21 protein-coding genes are annotated in these 18,832 nt (G+C 72.5%); 14 read left to right on the top strand and 7 right to left on the bottom strand.

Annotated elements, in window-relative coordinates:
* Window positions 1–60: 60 nt before the first annotated feature.
* The 6 genes from sigE to ACFY1P_RS02250 all read left to right on the top strand — a co-directional run bounded on the left by sigE (window position 61) and on the right by ACFY1P_RS02250 (window position 4,948).
* Complete coding sequence (gene sigE, locus ACFY1P_RS02275) at window positions 61–843, top strand: RNA polymerase sigma factor SigE (protein ID WP_361525137.1); 783 nt, start codon at window positions 61–63, stop codon at window positions 841–843.
* Entirely contained in the window at window positions 840–1,649 is an 810-nt protein-coding gene (locus ACFY1P_RS02270) for a zf-HC2 domain-containing protein (protein WP_361525140.1), read from the top strand. The genes sigE and ACFY1P_RS02270 overlap by 4 nt, the downstream gene beginning before the upstream one ends.
* Window positions 1,650–1,803: 154 nt before the next feature.
* Window positions 1,804–3,297, top strand: coding sequence for a trypsin-like peptidase domain-containing protein (locus ACFY1P_RS02265; RefSeq protein WP_390749374.1), 1,494 nt, complete (start codon window positions 1,804–1,806; stop codon window positions 3,295–3,297).
* Window positions 3,298–3,403: 106 nt separating this feature from the next.
* The gene (locus ACFY1P_RS02260; RefSeq protein WP_361525145.1) at window positions 3,404–3,859 is read left to right on the top strand and encodes a sec-independent translocase; all 456 of its coding nucleotides are present in this window, start codon (window positions 3,404–3,406) and stop codon (window positions 3,857–3,859) included.
* A gap of 117 nt (window positions 3,860–3,976) precedes the next feature.
* Window positions 3,977–4,666 carry a hypothetical protein gene (locus ACFY1P_RS02255; protein ID WP_361525148.1) on the top strand — a complete coding sequence of 230 codons (690 nt, stop codon included), beginning with the start codon at window positions 3,977–3,979 and terminating at the stop codon, window positions 4,664–4,666.
* A 90-nt stretch (window positions 4,667–4,756) separates the two neighbouring features.
* Window positions 4,757–4,948 (top strand): YegP family protein, encoded by a 192-nt coding sequence (locus ACFY1P_RS02250; RefSeq protein ID WP_361525151.1) that lies wholly within the window; start codon window positions 4,757–4,759, stop codon window positions 4,946–4,948.
* Window positions 4,949–5,026: 78 nt separating this feature from the next.
* Here ACFY1P_RS02250 and ACFY1P_RS02245 read toward each other — a convergent pair whose 3' ends face one another.
* The 3 genes from ACFY1P_RS02245 to ACFY1P_RS02235 are packed head-to-tail and all read right to left on the bottom strand — an operon-like array spanning window position 5,027 to window position 8,068.
* Window positions 5,027–6,187, bottom strand: a complete 1,161-nt coding sequence (locus ACFY1P_RS02245; protein WP_390749373.1) for an Mrp/NBP35 family ATP-binding protein — start codon at window positions 6,185–6,187, stop codon at window positions 5,027–5,029.
* 44 nt (window positions 6,188–6,231) lie between these two features.
* Window positions 6,232–6,783 carry a DUF1003 domain-containing protein gene (locus ACFY1P_RS02240; RefSeq protein WP_361525157.1) on the bottom strand — a complete coding sequence of 184 codons (552 nt, stop codon included), beginning with the start codon at window positions 6,781–6,783 and terminating at the stop codon, window positions 6,232–6,234.
* Window positions 6,773–8,068: a magnesium transporter MgtE N-terminal domain-containing protein gene (locus tag ACFY1P_RS02235; protein WP_361525160.1), complete on the bottom strand. Its 1,296-nt coding sequence runs from the start codon at window positions 8,066–8,068 to the stop codon at window positions 6,773–6,775. The genes ACFY1P_RS02240 and ACFY1P_RS02235 overlap by 11 nt, the downstream gene beginning before the upstream one ends.
* Window positions 8,069–8,251: 183 nt before the next feature.
* On the opposite strand from ACFY1P_RS02235, the gene ACFY1P_RS02230 reads away from it, so the two are divergent.
* The gene (locus tag ACFY1P_RS02230; protein WP_390749372.1) at window positions 8,252–9,097 is read left to right on the top strand and encodes a hypothetical protein; all 846 of its coding nucleotides are present in this window, start codon (window positions 8,252–8,254) and stop codon (window positions 9,095–9,097) included.
* Window positions 9,098–9,107: 10 nt separating this feature from the next.
* Here ACFY1P_RS02230 and ACFY1P_RS02225 read toward each other — a convergent pair whose 3' ends face one another.
* A complete protein-coding gene (locus ACFY1P_RS02225; RefSeq protein ID WP_361525165.1) occupies window positions 9,108–9,620 on the bottom strand; it encodes a hypothetical protein in 513 nt (170 codons plus the stop codon).
* 34 nt (window positions 9,621–9,654) lie between these two features.
* Here ACFY1P_RS02225 and ACFY1P_RS02220 point away from each other — a divergent pair, with 34 nt between their 5' ends.
* Window positions 9,655–10,596 (top strand): DMT family transporter, encoded by a 942-nt coding sequence (locus ACFY1P_RS02220; protein WP_390749371.1) that lies wholly within the window; start codon window positions 9,655–9,657, stop codon window positions 10,594–10,596.
* A 5-nt stretch (window positions 10,597–10,601) separates the two neighbouring features.
* Here the strand turns inward: ACFY1P_RS02220 and ACFY1P_RS02215 are convergent, their stop codons facing one another.
* Window positions 10,602–11,708: a magnesium and cobalt transport protein CorA gene (locus ACFY1P_RS02215; RefSeq protein WP_390749370.1), complete on the bottom strand. Its 1,107-nt coding sequence runs from the start codon at window positions 11,706–11,708 to the stop codon at window positions 10,602–10,604.
* Window positions 11,709–12,186: 478 nt separating this feature from the next.
* Between ACFY1P_RS02215 and ACFY1P_RS02210 the strand changes: the two genes are divergently transcribed.
* The 4 genes from ACFY1P_RS02210 to ACFY1P_RS02195 all read left to right on the top strand — a co-directional run bounded on the left by ACFY1P_RS02210 (window position 12,187) and on the right by ACFY1P_RS02195 (window position 15,249).
* On the top strand, window positions 12,187–12,771 hold the full coding sequence (locus ACFY1P_RS02210; RefSeq protein WP_390749369.1) for a suppressor of fused domain protein: 585 nt from the start codon (window positions 12,187–12,189) through the stop codon (window positions 12,769–12,771).
* Window positions 12,772–12,845: 74 nt separating this feature from the next.
* Window positions 12,846–13,487 carry a DUF6758 family protein gene (locus tag ACFY1P_RS02205; RefSeq protein WP_366002772.1) on the top strand — a complete coding sequence of 214 codons (642 nt, stop codon included), beginning with the start codon at window positions 12,846–12,848 and terminating at the stop codon, window positions 13,485–13,487.
* A 94-nt stretch (window positions 13,488–13,581) separates the two neighbouring features.
* Window positions 13,582–14,445, top strand: a complete 864-nt coding sequence (locus ACFY1P_RS02200; protein ID WP_361525179.1) for a PHP domain-containing protein — start codon at window positions 13,582–13,584, stop codon at window positions 14,443–14,445.
* A gap of 198 nt (window positions 14,446–14,643) precedes the next feature.
* Window positions 14,644–15,249, top strand: a complete 606-nt coding sequence (locus ACFY1P_RS02195; protein ID WP_301892603.1) for a MarC family protein — start codon at window positions 14,644–14,646, stop codon at window positions 15,247–15,249.
* Between the two features lie 96 nt (window positions 15,250–15,345).
* Here ACFY1P_RS02195 and ACFY1P_RS02190 read toward each other — a convergent pair whose 3' ends face one another.
* The gene (locus ACFY1P_RS02190; protein ID WP_162890354.1) at window positions 15,346–15,498 is read right to left on the bottom strand and encodes a hypothetical protein; all 153 of its coding nucleotides are present in this window, start codon (window positions 15,496–15,498) and stop codon (window positions 15,346–15,348) included.
* Between the two features lie 160 nt (window positions 15,499–15,658).
* Between ACFY1P_RS02190 and ACFY1P_RS02185 the strand changes: the two genes are divergently transcribed.
* Both ACFY1P_RS02185 and ACFY1P_RS02180 read left to right on the top strand, forming a co-directional pair.
* A complete protein-coding gene (locus ACFY1P_RS02185) occupies window positions 15,659–16,606 on the top strand; it encodes an NYN domain-containing protein (protein WP_361525183.1) in 948 nt (315 codons plus the stop codon).
* A 172-nt stretch (window positions 16,607–16,778) separates the two neighbouring features.
* Window positions 16,779–17,570 (top strand): VOC family protein, encoded by a 792-nt coding sequence (locus ACFY1P_RS02180; protein ID WP_361525185.1) that lies wholly within the window; start codon window positions 16,779–16,781, stop codon window positions 17,568–17,570.
* Between the two features lie 48 nt (window positions 17,571–17,618).
* Here ACFY1P_RS02180 and ACFY1P_RS02175 read toward each other — a convergent pair whose 3' ends face one another.
* The gene (locus ACFY1P_RS02175) at window positions 17,619–18,479 is read right to left on the bottom strand and encodes an alpha/beta fold hydrolase (protein ID WP_390749368.1); all 861 of its coding nucleotides are present in this window, start codon (window positions 18,477–18,479) and stop codon (window positions 17,619–17,621) included.
* Window positions 18,480–18,832: the final 353 nt, after the last annotated feature.

Genomic DNA, 18,832 nt, shown 5'->3' with positions numbered 1-18,832 from the left:
GGGGACCAAGACCAAATGAAGGTCAAAATTCCTTATCCTGAGCTAACGGGCGGGATGGATATGGTAGGGGCTCCACTGGACACCACCAGAGCCGACAGGGGAGGTGCGGCTGCGGCCGGAGACCGTCGGGGAGTGCTGAAGCGCTTTCGCAGGTCCATCGGCGAGCCGAAATCCGTGACCAAGACCGCTGACCGTTCGCGCACTACCGACTCCGCACCCACCGCGACCTTCGCCACCGATGCGGATTCGCAGGCGTGGGCCCCTCCCTCCTGGGAGGAGATCGTCAGCACGCACAGTGCACGGGTCTACCGCCTCGCCTACCGCCTCACCGGCAATCAGCACGACGCCGAGGACCTCACGCAGGAGGTGTTCGTCCGCGTCTTCCGCTCGCTGTCGACGTACACCCCGGGCACGTTCGAGGGGTGGCTGCACCGCATCACCACCAACCTCTTCCTGGACATGGTCCGGCGCCGCCAGCGCATCCGCTTCGACGCCCTCGGCGAGGACGCCGCGGAGCGGCTGCCCAGCCGCGAGCCGTCCCCCCAGCAGCACTTCAACGACACCCACTTCGACGCGGACGTCCAGCAGGCGCTGGACACCCTCGCCCCGGAGTTCCGCGCCGCCGTCGTCCTGTGCGACATCGAGGGCCTCTCCTACGAGGAGATCGCCGCGACGCTCGGAGTCAAGCTCGGCACCGTGCGCAGCCGCATCCACCGTGGCCGCTCCCACCTGCGCAAGGCACTTCAGCACCGCTCGCCCGCCGCCCGGGCCGAGCAGCGCGCCGTCGCCGTCACGGGTGCGGGCACCGGCTTTCCGCTGGGTGGGGAGGTAGGGATCGCGTGACCGGTTCAGGCGGTCAGTCCCCCGCCGAGCACCATCTCGGCGACCGCCTCGCGGCCCTGGTCGACGGGGAGTTGGGACACGACTCTCGGGAGCGGGTGCTCGCGCACCTGGCGACCTGTTGGAAATGCAAAGCCGAAGCCGACGCCCAGCGTCGGCTCAAGAGCGTGTTCGCCGAGGCGGCCGCCCCGCCGCTCTCCGACGCGCTGCTCGCCCGCCTGCAGAACCTGCCGGGTGCCGGCCCCGGAGGTGACGGTGCCGAGAAGCCGCGCGGCGAGACCGCGCGGCCCGCTCCGGACGGCCGCGGGCGGACCGGAGTCCAGGGAAAAGGCGGCTCCGGCACCCGGGCTGAAACCTTTGCCCTCTTCCCCGCCGTCGCGCCCTGGCAGCGCGACCGCGGCTTCCGCATCCACGACCTGCCCGACCCCTCCCGCGGCGCCTCCCGGGGGCGCCGCTTCGCCTTCGCGGCGGCCGGCGCGGTCTCGCTCGCGGCCTTCGCGCTCGGCAGCGCCCAGCCGCTCGCCTCGGTCGGCGAGACCGCGGGCGCGCGCGCGGAGGATCCATACGTGGCCACCACGCCGCTGTCCATGGGCCCGGGTGCCACCACGGACGACAGCCGTCGCTCCCTGGCCCTCACGCTCGCCGGGCGGGACGCTCCCACGGTGCCCGGCGCCCCGGCCGCACCCGCGCCTCCGGCCACGGGGGTGTCGCTGCTGCGGCCCTCCGCCGCGCCCCTCCCGCCGCTGATCCGTGCCGCGCTTCCCGCCCCGGGCCTCTCGGCGGCGGACAGCGCGCCGATCCGGCACTGATCGTTCCCGTCGTGGCCGCCGTGGCCGCGCCCGCCGGATCCCGGCGGCGGCTCCCGGCCCTCTGCGCGGGTCCGCGCGGACCTGGTTGAATTCCTGGTGGGCCGCGGATCCCTCGGGCGATGCCGCGCGCCCTCCGGCGAACGGTGGGGAGAAGATGGACGAGGGGAAGGCGCGGCCCATGGGCCCCAAGCCGCACTGGTGGGGCCGTCCCCGGCGTACGACACCGCCTGACGCGGCGTCGCCCGCCCCGGAGGACCGGGGCGACGAGGGCACGGTCCCCGCTTCCCCGTACGACGCCCCGGCGCCCCGGCACGCGCCCGATCCGTACACCACACCGCCCTACGGCCGCCCCGGCCCGTGGGCGCCCGCGCCGCCCGTCCAGCGCCCGGTCACCCCCGCCCATGGCACCCAGCTCCCGCCGGGCATGCCGCCCGCCCCGCCCTTCCCGCCGCCCTCCCCGTACGGGCCGCCCTGGCAGTACGACCCCTGGGCCGTCTCGCCCGCGGGTCACCCCGGGACCCCGCCCGCGGGGAAGGCCACGCGGCGGCGCGGGCGGATCGTCGTCGGAGCGGTGATCGTGGCGCTCGTCTCCGGAGGCATCGGCGGGGGCGTCGGGGCGTTCCTGGAGCGGGACGGCGTCGTGGGGCACCACGTACGGCTGCCGCAGGCGCCCGTGGACCGGTCCGGGCGTGCCCCGGACAGCGTCGCCGGGATCGCGGCGCGGGCCCTGCCCGGCGTGGTGACGATCCATGTGCGCGGCGGCAGCGACCAGGGCACCGGCACCGGCTTCGTGCTGGACAAGGAAGGCCGCATCCTCACCAACAACCACGTCGTGGAGCCCGCGGCCTCCGGCGGCGACATATCGGTGACCTTCAACAGCGGCCAGACGGCGAAGGCCACCGTCGTCGGCCGGGACAGCGGCTACGACCTGGCCGTGATCAAGGTCTCCGGCGTGACCGGGCTGACCCCGCTCGCCCTCGGCAACTCCGACTCCGTCCGCGTCGGCGACTCCGTGGTCGCCATCGGCGCGCCCTTCGACCTCGCGGGCACCGTCACCACCGGGATCATCAGCGCCAAGGAGCGCCCGATCACCGCGGGCGGCCAGAAGCAGGACGGCAGCGACGTCAGCTACGTGGACGCGCTCCAGACCGACGCCCCGATCAACCCGGGCAACTCGGGCGGGCCGCTGATGGACGCGCAGGCCCGTGTGATCGGCATCAACAGCGCGATCCGGTCCGCGGGTGACGGCTCCGAGCTCGGCGGCGGCCAGGGCGGCAGCATCGGCCTCGGCTTCGCCATACCGGTCAACCAGGCCAAGCGCGTCGCCGAGGAGCTCATCAATACCGGCCGGGCCACCCACCCCGTCATCGGCGTGACCCTGGACATGACGTACGCGGGCGACGGCGCCCGGGTGAACTCCAAGGGCGCCGACGGCCCGGCCGTCACCCCCGGCGGGCCCGGCGACAAGGCCGGCATCCGGGACCAGGACGTGATCAAGAAGGTCGACGGGGCCCCGGTGCACAGTGGCCAGGAACTGATCGTCAAGGTCCGCAGCCACCGTCCGGGTGACCGGCTCTCCCTGACCGTGGAGCACGCCGGAAGCGAGCGGACCGTGGAGCTGACCCTGGGCTCGGCGGCAGCGCGGTGACCTTTGGCCTGATGTTGGCCCGGGCGACGCCCTGGGGGGTCCCCGGGCCAGGTACCGTGATAGGTGGCCGCGACCCCCGGCCACTGACGCATCAAGGAGCTGCAACGTGCTCGACATAGGACCCCTCGAGCTGGTCGCGCTCGTGGTGATCGCGGTGCTCATCTTCGGCCCGGACAAGCTGCCGAAGATGATCCAGGATGTGTCGCGGACGTTGCGCAAGATCCGTCAGTTCTCGGAGAACGCCAAGCAGGACATCCGCTCCGAGCTGGGCCCGGAGTTCAAGGACTTCGAGTTCGAGGACCTGAACCCCAAGACCTTCGTCCGCAAGCACGTGCTCGACAAGGACGAGCTGGGCCTGAAGGAGATCCGCAACGGCTTCGACTTCAAGTCGGAGATGGGCGACGTGGCCGACGCGGTCCACGGGCGCAGCAGTGCCCCGGCTCCTTCCTCCGACCCGGCCGCCCCCGGCTCGGCGTCCCCCTCCGGTGGCCCTGACCTGCTCAAAAAGCGCGAGGGGCTGCATCCGGGCGAGCGTCCGCCCTTCGATTCCGACGCCACCTGAGCCCGCGCGTCCCCGGCGCCATTGACGGGGGTGGCTATCCTCCCTGTGTTTGGGGTGAAGCCGTCCTCGGGGACGGGCTCACCCAGGACCGTCGGGCAACGAGGAGGCGCCGCGCAGATGGAGACGACGAGTCGGGTAGGGGCGCAGGGACCGGCCGGTGAGGCCGGTGCGTCCGCCGCACAGGATGCGGCACAGAGCGGCCCCGGTACCCGGCGGTCCGTCGACGGCTATCTGCTGGCCTCGTTCCCGTGGTACGGCCTGGACGAGGCGTACAGCGGGCCGCGCTGGCTGATGCAGGTCGGCTCCGCCGCCGACGGGACCGTGGAGCACGGTTCCACGGGCCATGGCGAGGAGCCCTCGCTGCGGGGCGAGAAGACCGCCCCCGCCGAGGGCAAGCAGCGCTTCGCCGTCGTGGTCACCGTCGCGAGCCGCCCCGTCCGGCGCAGCGCCGACGGCACGGGCGTGCTGGAGGCCACCTCGGTCTCCTCCGCCGCCTGGCTGGCCGGCTCGGGGCTGCTGTCGTCCACCTGGCCCGCACAGATGGAGCGCGCCCTGCGGCAGGACTGGCTGGACCAGCAGACCGCCCTCGCCTGGGAGCTCGCCGACCATCTGGAGGAGCCCGCCTGGTCGACGCTGTCGCTCCCGGTCGACGGGGTGCCCACCGACTTCCGCTACCGCGAGTCCGAGTACGGCTGGGTGCTCGCGGGTTCGGCCGAGGGCGTCCACCTGGGCGCGTACGGGCGGGGCATGAGCGCGTACGGCATGGGCTTCTCGGTGATCAAGGACCTCGCCGCCTACGGGGGCTGAGGCGGTCACCGAACGGGCCACCCGGGCTGCGGGGGTCCCGGTGCCGGGCTTGAATGCCTGGCAGGGGACGCACTCGGAGAGGTGAGGCACATGGGTGGTTCGTTCGAGCTCTACAAGGACAAGGCCGGCCAGCACCGGTTCCGCCTCAAGGCCGGGAACGGCGAGATCATCGCCGTCGGCGAGGCGTACAACAGCAAGGCCGCGGCCGAGAAGGGCATCGCGTCCGTGAAGAACAACGCCCCCGACGCACCGGTCAAGGACCTGGAGACCGGGAAGCAGTAGCCGGCAAAGACGGTAAGGGGCGGCCTCCATGGAGACCGCCCCTTACCGTTCGCCGCGCCTGCCGCGCGGGCGGCGGTGTCAGAACTTGTTGCGCGGGGTGATCCCCAGGGACATCCCGGACAGGCCGCGCTGGCGGCCGCCGAGCTTGCCCGCGATCGCCCGCAGCGCGGCGCCCGCCGGGGACTCCGGGTCCGTCAGGACCACGGGCCTGCCGTCGTCGCCGCCCTCGCGCAGCCGGACGTCGATCGGGATCGCGCCCAGCACGGGCACGTTCGCGCCGGTCGTCCGCGTCAGGCCGTCGGCGACCGTCTGGCCGCCGCCCGTGCCGAAGACGTCGACCATCTCGTCGCAGTGCGGGCAGGGCAGCCCGGACATGTTCTCCACGACCCCGACGATCTTCTGGTGCGTCTGCACGGCGATCGACCCGGCGCGCTCGGCGACCTCGGCGGCGGCCTGCTGAGGGGTCGTCACCACCAGGATCTCGGCGTTCGGGACGAGCTGCGCGACGGAGATCGCGATGTCACCGGTGCCCGGCGGGAGGTCGAGCAGGAGGACGTCGAGGTCGCCCCAGTAGACATCCGCCAGGAACTGCTGGAGCGCGCGGTGCAGCATCGGGCCGCGCCAGACCACCGGGGCGTTGCCCGGCGTGAACATCCCGATCGAGATGACCTTCACGCCGTTCGCCGACGGCGGCATGATCATGTTCTCGACCTGGGTGGGCCTGCTGTCGCCCGCGCCCAGCATGCGGGGCACCGAGTGGCCGTAGATGTCCGCGTCCACGACGCCGACCTTCAGGCCGTCGGCCGCCATCGCCGCCGCGAGGTTGACCGTCACCGAGGACTTGCCGACGCCGCCCTTGCCGGACGCCACCGCGTAGACCCGGGTCAGCGAGCCCGGCTTGGCGAAGGGCACCTCGCGCTCGGCCGTGCCCCCGCGCAGCGAGGACGCCAGCTCCTTGCGCTGCTCGTCGCTCATCACGTCGAGCTCGACGGTGACGTCCGTGACGCCCTCGACGGCCGCCACGGCGTTGCGCACGTTGCTCGTGATGGTCTCGCGCATCGGGCAGCCCTGGACCGTCAGATAGACCGCTACCGCGACCGAGCCGTCCGCGCCGATCTCCACCGATTTGACCATGCCCAGATCGGTGATCGGACGGTGGATCTCGGGGTCGTTCACCGTCGCGAGCGCGGCGCGGATCGCGTCCTCGCTCACAGACGTGCCGTTCGTGTCGGTAGCCATAAGCACGATGGTACGGCGCGTGAGGGGGCCTCCGGAAAGGCCCTTCAGCGGTCGCGTTCCTCACTCTCGTACGGGAATACCCGCCGCACTTCCAGCTCCTTCACCAGATCCTGGAACTCAGAGCGGATCCAGTCCCGCGTCGCGACCTCGCCCAGGCCCATCCGCAGCGCCGCGATCTCCCGCGTCAGATACTCCGTGTCCGCGATGGACCGCTCGTTCTGCTTGCGGTCCTGCTCCAGATTGACCCGGTCGCGGTCGTCCTGCCGGTTCTGCGCGAGGAGGATCAGCGGCGCCGCGTAGGACGCCTGGAGCGAGAGCACCAGGGTCAGGAAGATGAACGGGTAGTTGTCGAACCGCAGATGCCCCGGCACCGAGGTGTTCCACAGCACCCACAGCACGATGACGACCGTCATCCAGACGATGAACCGGCCCGTCCCCAGGAACCGCGCGATCCGCTCCGAGGTGCGCCCGAACGCCTCCGGGTCGTAGCTGCGCAGCCAGCTGCGGCGCCGCACCCTCGGCAGGTCCAGCCGCACCCGCGGCTGGTGCGCGACCCGCTCCTTGGCCCGTTCCTCGCGGTTGCGTTCAGTGCCCATCGGCGGCCTCCGGCAGATCGCTCATGCCCAGTGCACCCGAGTGCAGCTCGGTCTCCCGCCAGTCGTCCGGGAGCAGGTGGTCCAGGACGTCGTCGACGGTCACCGCGCCCAGCAGCGAGCCGCTGTCGTCCACCACGGGCGCGGAGACCATGTTGTAGGTCGCCAGATAGCTGGTGACGGCGGGCAGGGGGGTGTCCGGCGGCAGCGGCCGCAGGTCGGTGTCGGCGATCGACCCGACGAGCGTGAACGGCGGGTCCCGCAGCAGCCGCTGGAAGTGCACCGTGCCCAGGTACTTGCCCGTCGGGGTCTCGTCCGGCGGCCGGCACACGTAGACCTGCGCGGCCAGCGCGGGGGAGAGGTCGGGGTTGCGCACCCGCGCGAGGGCGTCGGCGACCGTGGCGTCCGGGCGGAGCACGATCGGCTCCGTGGTCATCAGGCCGCCCGCCGTCCGGTCCTCGTAGGCCATCAGGCGCCGCACGTCCGCCGCGTCGTCCGGCTGCATCAGCGTCAGCAGCCGCTCCATGTCGTCCTCGGGCAGCTCCGACAGCAGGTCGGCGGCGTCGTCCGGGTCCATGGCCTCCAGGACGTCGGCCGCCCGCTCCTCCTGGAGCTTGCCGAGGATCTCGATCTGGTCGTCCTCCGGCAGCTCCTCCAGGACGTCGGCGAGCCGGTCGTCGTCGAGGGCGGCCGCCACCTCCGCGCGCCGCTTCGGCGACAGGTGGTGCAGCACGCTGGCGAGGTCGGCCGGGCGCAGCCGCTCGAAGGTGGCCAGGAGGTTCGCGGCGCCCTGCCCGTGCTCCTCCAGCGAGAAGCCGGTCACCGCCGACCACTCCACCGTCAGCGTCTCGCCCTTGCGGCGCAGGGCCCCGCCCTTGCCCTTGCGGACGAAGACCTTGTCGATCTCCCAGTCGCGGCGGGCCGGCAGCTGGGTGACCGCCACGTCGAGGACGGTGACCTCCTCGCCCCCGTCGACCAGGCGCACCCGGCGGTCCAGCAGCTCGCCGACGACCAGCGTCTCCGTGGGCCGCTGCTCGAAGCGCCGCAGGTTGATCACGCCGGTGGTGATGACCTGCCCGGACTCCACGCCCGTCACCCGGGTCATCGGCAGGAAGATCCGGCGGCGGCTGACGACCTCCACGACCAGGCCCAGCACGCGCGGCGGCCGCCCGCCGACGCGCAGCATCGCGACGAGGTCCTGCACCCGGCCCACCTGGTCGCCGTTGGGGTCGAAGACGGCCACCCCGGAGAGGTGCGAGACGAACACCCGGTGGACGCCTCCCGCCATGGCCGCGTCCTCCTTCTCCGGGTTCCCGAAGGGGTGATGTCCAGGTTTCAGGCTACGTGCCCGGCTTCTTCCCGGCGCGGGAGAGACGGCCGTACGGACTCCCCGCTTCCGCCCCCGTTCGGCCCGGGTACGCTGCCGTACTCCAGCGGTGACGGCCATCGGTGTCAGGAGGCATGAGCAGACGTGCGAACCCCGAAGGCGGCACTCGTCGGAGCGCTGTGCGTCGGCCTGTCCGCCGTGCTCACGGGCTGCGGCGGCGGTGGCGAGGACCCCGACGCGGGCACCAACGGCGTGGGCAAGCTCGACGCCGCGAAGATCCAGGACAAGGCCACCGAGGCCGCCCGCGGCGCGGACGCGGTCCACCTGTCCGGCAGCGTCGTCAGCCAGGGGCACACGTACAAGCTCGACATGCGGCTGAAGAAGGACGGCGGCACCGGCCAGGTCGCGACCGGCGCCGGCGCGTTCGAGCTGCTGCGGGTCGGCGACGAGCTCTACCTCAAGGCGCCGGCGGCGTTCTGGTCGCACGGGGACGGCGGCGGCGCGGCGGGCGGCAAGCTGGAGAAGAAGTATGTGAAGGTCCCCTCCAACGACCCGTCCTACCAGCAGTTCAAGGGCTTCACCGACAAGAACGTCCTGCTGGACGGCCTCCTCGTGCTGCACGGCAAGCTCGCGCGCGGTGACCACGGGACGGTCGCCGGTGTCCGCACGATCCGCGTCACCGGCGGCGACAAGGGCAGCGGCGGCACGCTCGACGTCTCCCTGACGGGCACGCCGTATCCGGTGCGGGTGCAGCGGGCGGGCGGGGCGGGCCAGCTGGAACTGGCCGACTGGGGCAAGGACTTCGCCCTCTCCGTCCCGGACAAGAGCGCCACGGTCGACTACGGCAAGAACATCCCGACGGGCGCCGACCCGTCCGCGGGCAAGACTGGGTCCACGGGGTCCTCGGGGTCCTCAGGGTCCTCAGGGTCCTCAGGGTCCTCGGGCAAGGATTCCGCCACGGGCAAGGACCTCTCCCCGGGTACGTCCTGAGCCCCGCGGGTCAGCCCTGCCGGCCCCGGCGGCGGCCCCGGAGCAGGCGGGGCAGGGCCGCCGGCATGGGCATCCGCGTGACGGCCGGCGTCGGCAGGGGCTGAGCCGTCAGCGCCCCCGACGGGAGCTCCACCGTCGAACCCTCCGGCTCCAGGCGGAGCACCCGGCACTCCGTGGCCCACCGCTCCTCGATCCGCTCCGCGTCCGGCGCGTTGAGCCGCTTGCCCTTGAGCTCGGCGACGGCCGCGCTCCACTCCTCGCCGCGCGCCGCGAGCTCGCTCACGCGCGCGTGCCAGGTCACCAGGCGGCCGCCCTTGTCCTTGCTGCGCACCGTCACGGCCGCCCGCGCGCCGTCCGCGAGCCCGAGGTCCGCCAGCGGCTGCTCGCCGGGCCCGCCGACGAGGTGGGCGGCGCCCTCGTGCCACACGTGCCACAGCGCACGGCTCGGGCCCGTCGGCCCCTGCACCCAGATCAGGCCGGACTTCTTGGTGGCCTCTTCGATCAGCGCCAGCGTCTGCGTCATGCGCTCACTTTATGCCGCATACGCTGGACGGGTGATGACTGCCCGGACCACCAGGACCGCCCGAGCCGCCCGTACGGGCCCCACCACCCCGCCGACGGCCCCCGCGGCACCGGTCCGTACGGACATCGTCCTGCTCGCCGTGGCCATCGCCGGGATCTCGCTCTCCGCGCCGCTCACCGCGACCATCGCGGCACCCGCCCTGGCCATCGCCTTCTGGCGCAACGCCATGGCCGTCGGCGCCCTCACCCCGCTCGCGCTCGTCCGGCACCGCGCCGAGCTGCGCGGCATCGGGCGCCGGGCCCTGCTGCTGTCCGTGGCCGCGGGCGTGCTGCTGGCCGTGCACTTCGCGGTGTGGCTGCCGAGCCTGCGGATGACCTCGGTCGCGTCCTCGACCGCGCTCGTCACCACGACCCCGATCTGGACGACGCTCCTGCTGCGCCTGGGCGGACACCGCCGCCCGGCGCTCGTCTGGGCGGGCACGGCTCTCGCCTTCCTCGGTGTCGTGATTCTGACGGGCGTCGACTTCGCGGTATCGCCCCGCGCTCTCGCTGGGGACGCGCTCGCGCTCGCAGGCGGCATCGCGGCCGCCGGATACGTCCTGCTGGGGGCGGAGGTGCGGCGGACGGTGGGCACCGTGGCGTACACCTACGTCCTGTACGCCACGACCACGGTGCTGCTGCTCGGCACCTGTCTGGTGTCCGGCGCCCCGCTCGGCGGCTACAGCGGGGCGACGTGGCTGAAGCTGGCCCTGCTCACGGTCACCGCGCAGCTGCTCGGGCACTCGCTGATCAACCGCGTGGTCAAGGGCCTCGGGCCGTCGGTCACCTCGACGGCGATCCTGCTGGAGACGCCGGGAGCCGCGCTGATCGCGGCCCTGTGGCTGCACCAGCTCCCCCCGGCCGCGGCGTATCCCGCGCTCCTGGTGATCCTGGCGGGCCTGGCCCTGGTGATCAGGGGCGACCGGGCGGCGGGCTGACCCCGTTACAGCCAGCCGTTGCGCTTGAAGCCCCGGTGGATGGCGACACAGATCGCCACCGTCACGACCATCACCGTGGGGTAGCCGTACTTCCACTGGAGCTCCGGCATGTACTTGAAGTTCATGCCGTAGACCCCGGCGATCATCGTCGGCACCGCGCAGATCGCCGCCCAGGAGGTGATCTTCCGCATGTCCTCGTTCTGGGCGACCGACGCCTGCGCGAGGTTGGCCTGGAGGATGGAGTTGAGCAGGTCGTCGAAGGAGACGACCTGCTCGTGCACGCGCGCGAGGTGGTCGGCGACATCGCGGAAATACTTCTGGATGTCCGGGTCGACCAGTCGCATCGGCCGCTCGCTGAGCTGCTGCATCGGCCGCATCAGCGGCGAGACCGCTCGCTTGAACTCCAGCACCTCGCGCTTGAGCTGGTAGATCCGGCCCGCGTCACCACCGCGCGAAGAGCCCTTGCTGGGCGCGGAGAAGACGTCGATCTCGACCTCGTCGATGTCGTCCTGCACCGCGTCGGCGACCGCGATGTAGCCGTCGACGACCTGGTCGGCGATGGCGTGCAGGACGGCCGAGGGGCCCTTGGCCAGCAGCTCCGGGTCGTCCTGGAGGCGGTGGCGCAGCGCGCGCAACGAGCCCTGCCCGCCGTGCCGGACGGTGATGATGAAGTCCGGACCGGTGAAGCACATCACCTCGCCGGTCTCCACGACCTCGCTGGTGGCGGTGAGTTCGGTGTGCTCGACGTAGTGGATGGTCTTGAAGACGGTGAAGAGTGTGTCGTCGTAGCGCTCCAGCTTGGGCCGCTGGTGGGCGTGGACAGCGTCCTCCACGGCGAGCGGGTGCAGCCCGAACTCCTTGGCGATGCCGGAGAACTCACGCTCCGTCGGCTCGTGCAGCCCTATCCACGCGAAGCCGCCGTCGGCCCGCACGCGCCGCATGGCCTCGGCCGGGCTGACGTGGTCGCTGGAGCGCTTGCCGTCGCGGTAGACCGCACAGTCGACCACCGCGCTGCTGACGGACGGGTCCCGCGTGGAGTCGTACTCATAAGGAGTGGTGCCCCGGCGGAGAGCGGGGCGGACGGCGGCACGCAGGTCGCGGATCATCGACATGGCAGGCTCCTTCACGGGCCGGCCGTCAGTCTCGGGGGAGCGGCGCAACGCTGCCCGGAACGTGGACGTACCCCGGTCGGGAGAAATACGTCCGCAAATCGGGCGGCGCTTCGCGCGGTGCGGTGGACTGACGGCAGTGCGCAAGAACTTCGCGGAGAACACGGAACAAAGCGAGACGAAGGCGCTCTTCCGTCAAGTGCTGCGGGCGCGAAAGGACTTCCAGGAGGAATCCCGGTGGTATCCGGCGAGAACGGCCGGTACGGGAAGACTTTCAGATCACAAGGAGCGCGCCCGGAGCGGAGGGACGGGAGAACTATCGGTACTGCACGGTCGACTAGGATCCACCGCAGCCCCACCTCCTCCGGCCGGTCCCCGCTGAGGGACGAACGTAACTCCCTGACCAGAGGTCAAGGCTAGCAGCCACTGAACCCGTCAATACCCTCCTTTGCCCGTTCGATACGCGTTCTATGCTCACTGCATGTCAGACGTTCTCGCACTGGTCGAGGCCCGGCTGCGGACAGCCCTGGGCGAACCGGACGCGCGCGCCGCGGTGACCTTCCTCGGCACCGACCGGATCGAAGTTCTCCGCTTTCTCGACGGAGGCGTCGTCCGCTACGCCACCCTCGGCATGTCCGCCCGGCCGATGTCCGATCCCACCGCCGTCGTCGCCGATCCGCTCCGCGGGCCGCGCGCCGAGCTGGTCCTCTCCGTGCGCGCGGGCCGCGCCGACACCGACAAGGTGCTCCGGCCGCTGGCCGTGCTCGCCGCCTCCCCGCAGGTGGAGGGGCTCGTCGTGGCGCCCGGTGCCTCGCTGGACACGGGCGAGCCGCTGTGGCCGGGGGCGCCCTTCACCTCCGTGCTCGTCGCGGAGTCCGGCGGGCTGGTCGAGGACCTCGAACTGGACGAGCCCATGGAGCCCGTCCGCTTCCTGCCGCTGCTGCCGATGACGCCGAACGAGGCGGCGTGGAAGCGGGTCCAGGGAGCGGCCGCGCTGGAGGAGCGGTGGCTCGCGCACGGCACCGATCTGCGTGACCCACTGAGGCCCGGGGTGCCCCTGGGGTGACGCTCCGGGATGTCGGCGTCCGGACGGGTGATCGTCCTTGACGCGGCGGCGGGCGCGGAGGACCGTTGGGCCTTATGAGGGGCGAACCCAGTTGCCCGAAGTGCGGAGGCCGGGTGCGCGCGCCCGGTCTCTTCGCCGACTCCTGGCAGTGCTCCGCGCACGGTCCGGTGCACCCCTTGCAGCCGGTCGTCCCGCCGAGCGTCGAGGCGCTGGCCGTCGTCGTCAACCGCGCCCGGGTGCCGGTGTGGATGCCCTGGCCGCTGCCCGTCGGCTGGCTCTTCACGGGCGTGGTGTGCGCGGGCGACGACCGCAGCGGCGGCCGGGCCACCGCCGTCGCCTGCTCCGGCCCGAGCCCGCTCGGCGGCCCCGGTGAGCTGCTGCTCGTCGCCGAGGAGCTCGGCGTCGGCCTCGGCGCCCGCTACGCCGGGATCGACGGCCCCGACCCCGGCCCCCACATGTGCGTCGACCGCTCGCCCCACGCCAAGGTGCACGCCGCGGGCCGCCCCACCCCCCTCTGGCACGTCGACGGCGCGCCCGACGACCGCGCGGTCTTCGCCGGCGAGGCGCGCGGGCTGTGGCTGTGGGCGGTCGTCTGGCCGGAGCGCTCGGGGCTGCTGATGTACGACGAGCTGGTGCTCACGGATCTGCGCGAAGCGGGCGCCGAGGTGGAACTCCTGCCGTGCGGCGCGCTGTCCCCGCGCCTGCTCTCCCCGTAGGACGGTCTCCGGGGCGCCGGTTGGTGGCGGTGCCGGCGGCGGCGCCGGTTATCCTGAACCGGTCCCCTACCGTCCCACCGCCAGGAGCCGTGTCGTGCGCATCGACTTGCACACCCACTCCACGGCCTCGGACGGCACGGACACCCCCGCCGAGCTGGTCCGCAACGCGGCCGCCGCCGGGCTGGACGTCGTCGCGCTGACCGACCACGACGGGGTCGGCGGCCATGCCGAGGCCATCGCCGCGCTGCCCGCCGGGCTCACCCTGGTGACCGGCGCCGAGCTCTCCTGCCGCTTCGCGGGCCCGGACGGCTTCAGCGTGCACATGCTGGCCTACCTCTTCGACCCGCTGGAGCCGGAGCTCGCCCGCGAGCGGGAGCTCGTGCGCGACGACCGGGTGCCCCGCGCGCGCGGCATGGTCGCCAAGCTCAACGAGCTGGGCGTGCCCGTCACCTGGGAGCGGGTCACGGAGATCGCCGCGGGCGGTGCCGTGGGCCGGCCGCACGTGGCCAGCGCCATGGTCGAGCTCGGCGTGATCGACAGCGTCTCCGACGCCTTCACTTCCGAGTGGCTGGCCGGTGACGGCCGCGCCTACGTCGAGAAGCACGAGCTCGACCCCTTCGACGCGATCCGCCTGGTCAAGGCGGCGGGCGGAGTCACCGTCCTCGCGCACCCCTTCGCGCTCAAGCGGGGCAACTGCGTATCCGAGAGCGGCATAGCCGAGCTGGCCTCGGCCGGGCTCGACGGCGTCGAGGTGGACCACATGGACCACGACGCGTCCACGCGCGCCCGCCTGCGCGGCCTGGCCGCCGACCTCTCCCTGCTGACCACCGGCTCCAGCGACTACCACGGCAGCCGCAAGACCTGCCGACTCGGTGAGTTCACCACCGACCCGGAGATCTACGGCGAGATCACCCGCCGGGCGACGGGCGCCTTCCCCGTCCCGGGCGCGGGCGGCTGACCCCTCCCTCGAACCCGGTTCCTCCGGGTCGCGCGCGTGCCCCACGTCCGCGCGTGACCTGGCTTCCGTACGCCCCGAGCATCCGGCCGTACGACCGGCGCGTACTGCCGTACGCACTCCTCCTCCCACCTCCGTGCGCTGCCCCGCGCCCGCCTCCTCACCCAGCTCCTGCTCGCACCACTCTCGCAAGGCCACACTGTGTTCGACTTCGCTGTCTTCGGATCCCTCTTTCTCACGCTTTTTGTGATCATGGACCCGCCGGGGATCACCCCGATCTTCCTCGCGCTCACCTCAGGCCGTCCGGCCAAGGTCCAGCGGCGGATGGCCTGGCAGGCCGCCGCGGTCGCCTTCGGCGTCATCGCCGTCTTCGGCATCTGCGGCCAGCAGATCCTGGACTATCTGCACATCACCACGCCCGCGCTGATGATCGCGGGTGGTCTGCTCCTGCTGCTGATCGCGCTGGACCTGCTGACCGGCAAGTCCGAGGAGCCCACCCAGACCAAGGACGTCAATGTCGCGCTCGTCCCGCTCGGCATGCCGCTGCTGGCCGGGCCCGGTGCGATCGTCTCGGTGATCCTCGCCGTCCAGCACGCGGACTCCGTCAGCGCCCAGATCTCGGTGTGGGTGGCCATCGCCGCGATGCACGTCGTGCTGTGGCTGGTGATGCGCTATTCGCTGCTGATCATCCGGGTCATCAAGGACGGCGGCGTGGTGCTGGTGACGCGGCTCGCGGGCATGATGCTCTCGGCGCTGGCCGTCCAGCAGATCATCAACGGCATCACGCAGGTCATCGCCAACCGCTGACCGCGCGGGCCCCGCGCCCGGCGCGGCACACCCGAGAACGCACGACGCCCCCGTACGGTCCGTACGGGGGCGTCGGCACGTGGGAGCGCTTACGCACTACCGGGCCGCTGTGTGGGCCGGGCGGATGTAGATGCGCTGGCCTGTGGATGCGGCCTGCTGCACGATCCTGTTGACGGAGGCGGCGTCCACGACGGTGCTGTCGACGGCCGAGCCGTCGATGTCGTCCAGGCGCATGATTTCGAAGCGCAAGGCTTCTCCCTTCGTCTGATCCTCCTGAGGAGAACTCCATGAGTGGGTGACGGTGTCGCGACGGTGCGACCCGTTACATAAGTGTCCAACGAGGTGATCACTTCAAACATTCCCTACGCTAAGGAAATTTTTAACGTGACTAATTACCGAGAGCTCGCACATGACCCACCACCCCGCCGCGCACCCCACGCTCCCGCCCCGGCCCCCGGACCTCGCCGCGGTCGCCGCGGGCATCGAGCGCACCAATGAGCTGCTCACCCGCGTCCTCGCGGAGGTCGCCACCACCCCCTCCACCCACGCGATCTTCGTGGACGCCGGCTACGTCTACGCCGCCGCGGGCCGGCTCGTCGCCGGGACCGAGGACCGCCGGACCTTCGACCTCGACGCCGAAGGGCTGATCGAGGCGTTCATCGACAAGGCCCGCATGATCTTCCCCGACAGCAGACTGCTGCGGGTCTACTGGTACGACGGCGCCCGGCGCCGCATCCACACCGCCGAGCAGCAGAGCATCGCCGAACTGCCCGACGTCAAGGTGCGCCTGGGCAACCTCAACGCCAACAACCAGCAGAAGGGCGTCGACTCCCTCATCCGCAGCGACCTCGAATCCCTCGCCCGGCACCGCGCCATCAGCGACGCCGCGCTCATCGGCGGCGACGAGGACCTCGTCTCGGCGGTCGAGGCCGCGCAGGGCTACGGCGCCCGCGTCCACCTCTGGGGCATCGAGGCCGTCACCGGCCGCAACCAGGCCGAACCCCTGCTCTGGGAGGTCGACAGCCAGCGCACCTTCGACCTCGACTTCTGCAAGCCCTACGTCAGCCGCCGCACCCTCCCCGAGCCCTACGGCGAGGCCGCCGCCCATCAGACGCCCGCCCCCAGCCGCGACGACGTGCGCTTCGTCGGCGCCCAGGTCGCCGCCCAGTGGCTGGGCTCCCGCGGCCGCGACACCCTCGCCGAACTGCTGCCCGGCCACCCCTATCTCCCCGGCGCCGTCGACCAGGAACTCCTGGTGGAGGCCGAGGCGCTGCTCGGCCTCTCCCTCCGCGGCCACGCCGACCTGCGCCGCGCGCTGCGCGACGGATTCTGGGACCACCTGGGCACCCAGTACTGAACGTACGGAAGCAGCGTGACGGGTGCGCGTGCCGGAATGCGCGCGGGCACCGTGAGTGGAACCCTGGCTTCGGGTGGTCGTGCCCCAGGGCGCGGCCACTGCGGAGTGCTGCCGTCGTCCGGCAGTCCACAAGCCCCGGAAGAGACCCCGAACAGAATCGAGGCGGTCCGTCATGGCGTCGTCGTCCCTTGACCTTGCCGTGCCGGGCGCGCCGTGCTGGGTGTCCCTGCTGACCCATGACCTGGCCGCCGCGGAGGACTTCTACGGACCGGTGATGGGCTGGACCTTCCGGTCCGGGAGGCTGGGCGAGAACTTCGTCGTGGCGCTCGCCGACGGCAAGCCCGTCGCGGGCATCGGCAACGTCGCCCGCACCATGGGCGTCGCCGTCTCCTGGACCTCCTACTTCGCCGTCGAGGACGCCGACACGGTGGCCTCCCGCATCCGCGAGCGCGGCGGCACCGTCGCCGTCGGGCCGCTCGCCGTCGGACACGGCCGCGCCGCCCTCGCCGCCGACTCCGCGGGGGCCGTCTTCGGCTTCTGGGAGGGCCGCACGCTCCGCGAGTGGCGCGTCGGCCGGGAGGGCGCGCCCGCCTGGCTGGAGCTGCGCACCCGCGACGCCTTCGCCGCCGCCATCTTCTACGGCGAGGTCTTCGAGTGGGCCACCGGCCGCCCCGACCGCTGCGAGGTGCGCTACGAGGACGACGCCGTGATGGTCCGCTCCGCCGGGCACACCGTCGCCTGCCTGCGCGGCGGCGCGGTCGAAGCGGCGCCCGACCCGCGGATCAGGCCCCGCTGGCACGTCTACTTCTGCGTCGACGACGTCGAGAAGGCCGTCGAGACCGCCCTCGCCGCAGGCGGTACGGTCGCCGCCGAACCGGGCCGTTCCCCGGTGGGCCGCGAGGCGACGCTCCGCGACCCCCAGGGCGGGCTCTTCACCGTGACGGCGAGCGAGGCGGGCGGCTGAGCGCTCCGCTTACGGGACGCGGTTCCGTACCGGATTCGCCGAGCCTGCTCAGACGGCAGCCTCTCCCGCCCGGCCCCAGAAGCGGACGAGCGCCTCGGCCGTCTCCGCCGGGCGTTCCGCGTTGGGGGAGTGGCCCGCGCCCTCGATGACCGTACGGACCGCCGACAGCTCCTTCGCCATCGCGTCGATCGACGGCACCGGCCAGGCGTAGTCCAGCCGGCCGGAGAGGACGTGTTTGGGCAGCGGGACCGCCGCCAGCTCCGCCGTACGGTCCGGCTCCACGGTCAACTGCCGCCCGGCGGTGAGGAGTTGCTCCTTGGCCGTGCCCGTCCAGCGGCGGTGCAGGAACTCGTCCAGATCCGAGGGTTCCTCCGCCGTCCTCGGCTCCTGGGGCTCCTGCTTGCGCATCTCCTGCCAGACCGCTTCCTTGTCCAGCTGCCCCAGGGCCTCGATCAGCAGCCGGGTGCGCGCCTGCTGCTCCGCCGCGATCGCTCCCGGGCCGCAGCTCATCATCGTGAGCGAGCGGAAGGGGGACGCGTCCAGCAGCACCGCGGCGCGTGAGACCAGCCCGCCGAACGAGTGCCCCAGCAGGTGCACCCCGCCACCGAGGGCCTCCGCCTGGGCGAGCACGTCCCGGGCCAGCTCCTCCTGCACGTACGCCGCGGCCTCCCTCGGCCCCGCGCTCTCGTGCTGCCCGCGCCCGTCCACGGCCACCGCCCGGTAACCGGCCGCCGCGATCGGCTCCAGCAGCGCGATGAAGTCCTCCTTGCTCCCGGTGAACCCGGGTACGAGCAGGACGGTGCCGCGGCTCGCGCGCCCGGCGTCGTGCGTCGCGAACTCGCCACGGGGGGTGGAGAGGGCGCGCGCTTCCGCTTGCGGGGGCAGGGTGAGGAAGGGTGGGCGACTCATGGGGTGAGGCTAGCGGTGGGGTGGGGGCGGTGGGGTTGGGGGGTGGGGTGGTTCTCGGTGCGGGTCCGCTGCGCTTGGGGCGGGCTTGTTCCTCAGCCGGTGCCTCTTCCCGGCTGCGTCTGATGTACGGGTCCGCCGCGTGGGGGCGCGTGCCCCGGCTGGTGCCTGCGGCGCTTTGTGCCCCTACCCCGCCCCTTCCCGGCTGCATCTGATGTGCGGCTCCGCCGCGTGGGGGGCTTCGCCTGCGCGTTCTTCCCCTACCCCGCCCCTTCCCGAAACTGGGGCTTCGCCCCAGACCCCTGACCGCGCTCCGCGCGGTGTCCTCAAACTCCCCCAGCTACCTCCCCCGGACG

This window comes from Streptomyces sp. NPDC001407 (assembly GCF_042895325.1).
Classification (GTDB): domain Bacteria; phylum Actinomycetota; class Actinomycetes; order Streptomycetales; family Streptomycetaceae; genus Streptomyces.
The sequence above is the reverse complement of the archived record's forward strand: the minus strand, read 5'-3'. Positions and strand labels throughout refer to the sequence as shown.